Origin of the sequence: Kingella pumchi (assembly GCF_022288825.1) — a bacterium.
GTDB classification, from domain to species: Bacteria; Pseudomonadota; Gammaproteobacteria; order Burkholderiales; family Neisseriaceae; genus Kingella_D; species Kingella_D pumchi.
Map to the genome: position 1 here is coordinate 60,196 of NZ_JAKOOW010000035.1, position 6,425 is coordinate 66,620.

Consider the following 6,425-nt stretch of genomic DNA (forward strand, 5'->3'; position numbering starts at 1 on the left):
AGGCTGCCTGCGAAAGAAGCGCAAAAGCAGCCTGAAAAGCGGTTTGGAAATTTTGGCGGTTTAACTGTGCACCAGCGTGCCTTCGTCTTCGCCCTGCACCACCCGTTTGAGCGCGCCGTTTTTGGCGATGGCGAACACGACGATGTTCATGCTGCGCTCGCGGCACAGGGCGAAGGCGGCGGTGTCCATCACTTTGAGTTTTTTGTTGATGGCTTCGTCGAAGGTGATGGTGGGATAGCGGGTGGCGGCGGGGTCTTTTTTCGGGTCGGCGGTATAGACGCCGTCGACATTGGTGGCTTTGAGCATCACGTCGCAGCCCATTTCGGCGGCGCGCAGGGCGGCGGCGGTGTCGGTGGTGAAAAAGGGGTTGCCGGTACCGGCGGCAAAAATCACCACTTTGCCTTCTTCCAGATACTGGATGGCTTTGGGGCGGGTGTAGGTTTCGGCAATCTGCTGCATGGACAGGGCGGACTGTACGCGGGCTTTGGTGCCGATGCTCTCGAAGGCGTCTTTGAGCGCCAGCGCGTTCATCACGGTGGCCATCATGCCCATGTAGTCGGCGGTGGCCCTGTCCATGCTTTCGGCCTGCGAAGACACGCCGCGAAAGATGTTGCCGCCGCCGACAACAATGCCGACTTCCACGCCCATATCGGCCACTTCTTTCACCTGGCGAACCATGCTCATAATGGTTTCGCGGTTGATACCGAAAGCGTCGCCGCCCATCAGGGCTTCGCCGGAGAGTTTCAACAGAATGCGTTTGTATTTGACGGTCATGGCCGTATCCCTTCCCAAAATAAAAAACGAACGGCGCGGATTATAGCGCAAACGCCGTCCGCTTTTCAGGATTTACAAGGCTTCGCAGGCAGCCTGAAAGCCCGCCCAAACCGGTTTTCAGGCTGCTTTTTGGCATGCCGGCGTTTTCAGGCTGCCTTTGCCCGCGCCCGCTTGCGGGGCTACAATACCACCCGCACAAATCCTGCCATGTTTTTTCAGGCAGCCTGAAAGCTGCCGCACATAGAAAGGAAACATCATGAGCAAGTCCGATCCAAAACCCGATCCGAAACCGGCCGCCAAGCTCGGTTTCAAACCCATCCCCGCCGCCGTGGCGGTGGCGATTGCGGTGGTCATCCTGCTGATTCCCGCGCCGGCGGGCGTCAAACCGCAGGCGTGGCAGCTCTTGGCGATGTTCGTCGGCATCATCGCGGCGATTATCGGCAAGGCAATGCCGATCGGCGCGCTCTCCATTGTCGCCATCATGCTGGTGTCGGTTACCGGCGTTACCGTCGATCTGACCGACCCGAAACTCACCACGCCCGACAAAATCACCGCCGCTGCGATGAAAGACGCGCTCTCGTCGCTGGCCGATCCGCTGATCTGGCTGATCGGGGTGTCGATTATGATTTCGCGCGGCCTGCTGAAAACGGGGCTGGGTGCGCGCATCGGCTATTACTTCATTGCCCTGTTCGGCAAGCGCACGCTGGGCATCGGCTACAGCCTGGCGCTCTCGGAGCTGATTCTGGCGCCGGTTACGCCGAGCAACACCGCGCGCGGCGGCGGCATCATCCATCCGGTGATGAAGGCGATTGCCTCCAGCTACGATTCCGATCCGGAAAAGGGCACGCAAAACCGCATGGGCAAATATCTGGCGCTGGTGAACTACCATTCCAACCCGATTTCTTCGGCGATGTTCATCACCGCCACCGCGCCCAACCCGCTGGTGGTCAACCTGATTGCCGAAACCGTGGGCAGCGAGTTCCGCCTCTCGTGGGGCACGTGGGCGTGGGCGATGCTGGTGCCCGGGCTGGTAGCCTTCGCGCTGATGCCGCTGGTGCTGTATTTCGTCTGCCCGCCCGAAATCAAGGAAACGCCCAACTCGGCGCAGTTTGCCAAAGACCGGCTGGCGGAAATGGGCAAAATGAAGCGCGACGAAAAAATCATGCTCGCCATCTTCGCCGTGCTGCTGGTGCTGTGGGCGGGGCTGCCGTCGCTGCTGCTGGGCAAGGCCTTTACCGTCAATGCCACCGCCACCGCCTTTATCGGCCTGTCGCTGCTGCTGCTCTCGGGTGTGCTCACTTGGGACGACGTGCTCAAAGAAAAAGGCGCGTGGGACACCGTCATCTGGTTCTCCGCGCTGGTGATGATGGCCGGTTATCTCAACAAACTCGGTCTGATCAAATGGTTCTCCGGTGTGCTGGAAAGCGGCATCGGCCACATGGGTTTGAGCGGCATCACCGTGGCCGTGCTGCTGACGCTGGCCTATCTTTACAGCCACTATATTTTTGCCAGCACCACCGCCCATATCACCGCCATGTTTGCCGCCTTCCTCACCGCCGGTATCACCCTGCACGCCCCGCCGATGCTGATGGCGCTGATGATGGCCGCCGCGTCCAGCATTATGATGACGCTCACCCACTACGCCACCGGCACTTCGCCCGTGATTTTCGGCTCCGGCTACACCACGCTGGGCGAATGGTGGAAAGCCGGCTTTGTGATGAGCGTGGTCAATATTCTCGTCTTCGGCATCGTCGGCGCCCTGTGGTGGAAATCGCTGGGCTATTGGTAACACGCCTGTCGGCAAACAGATTTAAAGCAGCCTGAAAACGCTGCTGCCGATGCAAGACAAAGCGGCCTGAAAGCGGGAAAACCGTTTTCAGGCTGCCTTTGTTCGGGCGTCGCAAAAGCAGCCTGCGTAGCGCAGCGAAGTTGCGAAGCTAAAAACATGCAGCCAAACCAAAAGGCAGCCTGAAAACCGTTTGACTGGTTTTCAGGCTGCCTTTTTCACTTCGATACGCCCTATTCCGGCCGCATCTGCGGAAACAAAATCACATCGCGGATGGTTTGCGTATCGGTCAGCAGCATCACCAAGCGGTCGATGCCGATGCCGCAGCCGCCGGTGGGGGGCAGGCCGTATTCCATGGCGCGGATGTAGTCGGCGTCGTAGTGCATGGCTTCGTCGTCGCCTGCGTCTTTTTGCGCCACTTGCGCTTTGAAGCGGGCGGCTTGGTCTTCGGGGTCGTTCAATTCCGAATAGCCGTTTGCCAGCTCGCGCCCGACGACGAACAATTCAAAGCGCTCGGTTAAGCCTTGCTTGCTGTCGGATGCGCGCGCCAAGGGCGATACTTCCACGGGGTAATCGACGATAAAGGTGGGGTTCCACAATTTGCTCTCGGCGCAGCCTTCAAACAGCGCCAGTTGCAGGCTGCCCAGCCCCGCCGCGTGCGGCAGGCTTTCGCCGTGTTTCACAATTTCTTTTTTCAGCCATTCGGCATCGTTCAGCTGCTCGTCGGTGTAGTGCGGGTTGTATTTTTTGATCGCTTGCAGGATGGTCAGGCGCTCAAACGGGCTTTCCAGATCGACTTCTTTGCCGTTGTATTGGATTTTCAGGCTGCCTGAAACGCTGCGGCAGGCGGCGCGGATGGTGTCTTCCGCCATCTGCATCATACGGTTGTAGTCGCAAAAGGCTTCGTAGAACTCAATCATGGTGAATTCGGGGTTGTGGCGCACCGACATGCCTTCGTTGCGGAAGCTGCGGTTGATTTCAAACACGCGCTCCAAGCCGCCCACCACCAGCCGTTTTAAATACAGCTCGGGCGCGATGCGCAGGTACAGCGGGATGTCCAGCGCGTTGTGGTGGGTAACGAAGGGCTTGGCCGTTGCGCCGCCGGGGATGGGGTGCATCATCGGCGTTTCCACTTCAAGATATTGTTCGGAAACCATAAAATTGCGCACGGCTTGGATGATTTTGCTGCGCTTGATAAACACGTCGCGGCTGCCTGCGTTGGCGATTAAGTCCACATAACGCTGGCGGTATTTGGTTTCTTGGTCGCTCAAACCTTTGTGCTTGTCGGGAAGCGGACGCAGCGATTTGGACAGCAGGCGGATTTGTGACACGCGCACGGTTAATTCGCCGTGGTTGGTTTTGAAGAGCGTGCCTTCCGCGCCGACGATGTCGCCCATGTCCCAATGGTTGAACGCATCCAGCACCTCTTGGCTCACGCCTTTGTTGTTCAGATAAAGCTGGATTTGCCCGGTAGCGTCCTGCACGGTGGCGAAGCTGGCTTTGCCCATTTGGCGTTTGAGCATCATACGCCCGGCGATTTTCACGGGCACGGCTTGCGGATCCAGCTCTTCTTTGCTCATTTCGCCGTATCGCGCGTGCAAATCGGCGGCAAACGCGTCGCGGCGGAAATCGTTGGGAAAGGCGATGCCTTGCTTGCGGATTTCGTTGAGTTTTTCGCGGCGGATGGCGATGATTTGGTTTTCGTCGATTTGCGGCTCTTCGGCGGGAATCTGGTGGTCGGTCATGGGGACTTCTCGGCAGGGAAAAAGCGCGCATTTTACGCGCCCCGCCCGCTTTTTTAAAGCCGCGCCCGACAGGCAGCCTGAAAAACGGTCCGGCGGTTTTCAGGCTGCCTTGCCGCAGGGAAAACGCTAGGGAAAACCCTGCTTTTCCGCTACAATCCGCGCTTTTCAGGCAGCCTGAAACACCGCAAATCCTTTTCAGGCTGCCCTTTCACACGAAAAACACATTATGCTAAACCTCTACAACACCCTCACCCGCCAAAAAGAGCCTTTTGCCCCCATCAACCCCGAAAACGTGCGCATGTACGTGTGCGGCATGACGGTTTACGACTACTGCCATCTCGGCCATGCCCGCGTGATGGTGGTGTTTGACATGATTGCCCGCTGGCTGCGCGAGTGCGGCTATCCGCTCACTTATGTGCGCAACATCACCGACATCGACGACAAAATCATCGCCCGCGCGGCTGAAAACGGCGAAACCATCGGCGAGCTTACCGCCCGCTTTATCGCCGCCATGCACGAAGACGCCGACGCGCTGGGCGTGTTGCGCCCCGACCTCGAGCCCAAGGCCACCGAAAACATCGCCGAAATGATTGCGATGATTGAAAACCTGATTGCACGCGGCAAAGCCTATCCGGCCGCCAACGGCGACGTGTATTACGCCGTGCGCGAGTTTGCCGCCTACGGTCAGCTCTCGGGCAAATCGCTGGATGACTTGCGCGCCGGCGAGCGCGTGGAAGTGGACGGTTTCAAACGCGACCCGCTCGATTTTGTGTTGTGGAAAGCCGCCAAAGCGGGCGAACCGGCGTGGGACAGCCCGTGGGGGCAAGGCCGCCCGGGTTGGCACATCGAATGCTCGGCGATGAGCGAAAAACTGTTCGGCGACACATTTGATATTCACGGCGGCGGCGCGGATTTGCAGTTTCCCCACCATGAAAACGAAATCGCCCAAAGCGTCGGCGCCAGCGGCCATGCCTGCGGCCACGACCATGCGGTAACGCACCACGGCAAACCCGTGGCCAGCCATGTGAAATACTGGCTGCACAACGGCTTTATCCGAGTGGACGGCGAGAAAATGTCCAAATCGCTGGGCAACTTCTTCACCATCCGCGACGTGTTGAAACAATACGACCCCGAAGTCGTGCGCTTTTTCATCCTGCGCGCCCACTACCGCAGCCCGCTGAACTACTCCGACGCACATCTGGACGACGCCAAAAACGCGCTCACCCGCCTGTACAACACCCTGGCCAACGTGCCGCCCGCCGCTTTTCAGGCTGCCTACGATGCCAACGGCTACACCCGCCGTTTTTACGACGCGATGAACGATGACTTCGGCACCGCCGAAGCAATGGCGGTCTTGTTCGAGCTGGCCGGCGAAGCCAACAAAACCCAGTCTGCCGAGCTTTCAGGCTGCCTGAAAGCGCTGGCCGCCACCATCGGGCTGCTGCAGCGCGACCCCACCGAGTTCCTGCACGGCGGCGCCCCCGCCGGCGGCCTGTCCAACGAAGAAATCGAAGAGCTGATCGCCCGGCGCCGCCAAGCCCGCGCCGACAAAAACTGGGCGGAATCCGACCGCATCCGCGACCTGCTCGCCACCGAAAACATCACCCTGCGCGACGGCGCGGACGGCACCAGCTGGACACGCGGCTGATGAGTTTGATGTAAGCAAACAAAGGCTGCCTGAAATTTCAGGTAGCCTTTTTTCAGGTAGCCTTGAACAGGGTGTCGGATTCAAGAATCCGACCTACGGCTTTTCAGGTAGCCTGAAAGGGGAAGGGCTGCCTGAAAAATGTTGGGTTGATCAACCCAACATTTATAGTGGATTAAATTTAAATCAGGACAAGGCGGCGAGCCGCAGACAGTACAGATAGTACGGCAAGGCGAGGCAACGCTGTACTGGTTTAAATTTAATTCACTATACTACTCACTGCGCCTATTTCGGCAACTTTTGTTAACAAAGGCAAAACCTGCCGCTAGAATTGTAAGTCTAGGCTCGGATGATTGATAATGCGTTTGGCTGGGGCGGCAAACCGCCGCAGGCAGGTTTGCCGCCCCAGCCCCGCTGTGCAGCCCCGCTGTGCAGCCCCGCTGTGCAGCCCCGCTGTGCAGCCCCGCTGTGCAGC

The 6,425-nt window shown here is 58.8% G+C and carries 4 protein-coding genes and 1 pseudogene; 3 read left to right on the forward strand and 2 right to left on the reverse strand.

Features of this window, described 5'->3' with window-relative positions; translation table 11 throughout:
* Positions 1 to 60 precede the first annotated feature (60 nt).
* On the reverse strand, positions 61 to 774 hold the full coding sequence (pyrH, locus tag MB824_RS09865; protein WP_238748346.1) for a UMP kinase: 714 nt from the start codon (positions 772 to 774) through the stop codon (positions 61 to 63).
* A gap of 256 nt (positions 775 to 1,030) precedes the next feature.
* Between pyrH and MB824_RS09870 the strand changes: the two genes are divergently transcribed.
* A complete protein-coding gene (locus MB824_RS09870) occupies positions 1,031 to 2,563 on the forward strand; it encodes a DASS family sodium-coupled anion symporter (RefSeq protein WP_238748347.1) in 1,533 nt (510 codons plus the stop codon).
* A gap of 230 nt (positions 2,564 to 2,793) precedes the next feature.
* On the opposite strand, the gene lysS is transcribed toward MB824_RS09870, so the two are convergent.
* On the reverse strand, positions 2,794 to 4,305 hold the full coding sequence (gene lysS, locus MB824_RS09875; protein WP_238748348.1) for a lysine--tRNA ligase: 1,512 nt from the start codon (positions 4,303 to 4,305) through the stop codon (positions 2,794 to 2,796).
* Positions 4,306 to 4,531: 226 nt separating this feature from the next.
* Between lysS and cysS the strand changes: the two genes are divergently transcribed.
* Both cysS and MB824_RS09885 read left to right on the forward strand, forming a co-directional pair.
* The gene (gene cysS / locus MB824_RS09880; protein ID WP_238748349.1) at positions 4,532 to 5,953 is read left to right on the forward strand and encodes a cysteine--tRNA ligase; all 1,422 of its coding nucleotides are present in this window, start codon (positions 4,532 to 4,534) and stop codon (positions 5,951 to 5,953) included.
* A 163-nt stretch (positions 5,954 to 6,116) separates the two neighbouring features.
* Positions 6,117 to 6,223: pseudogene (locus MB824_RS09885) on the forward strand (IS5/IS1182 family transposase); the annotation flags it as partial.
* Positions 6,224 to 6,425: the final 202 nt, after the last annotated feature.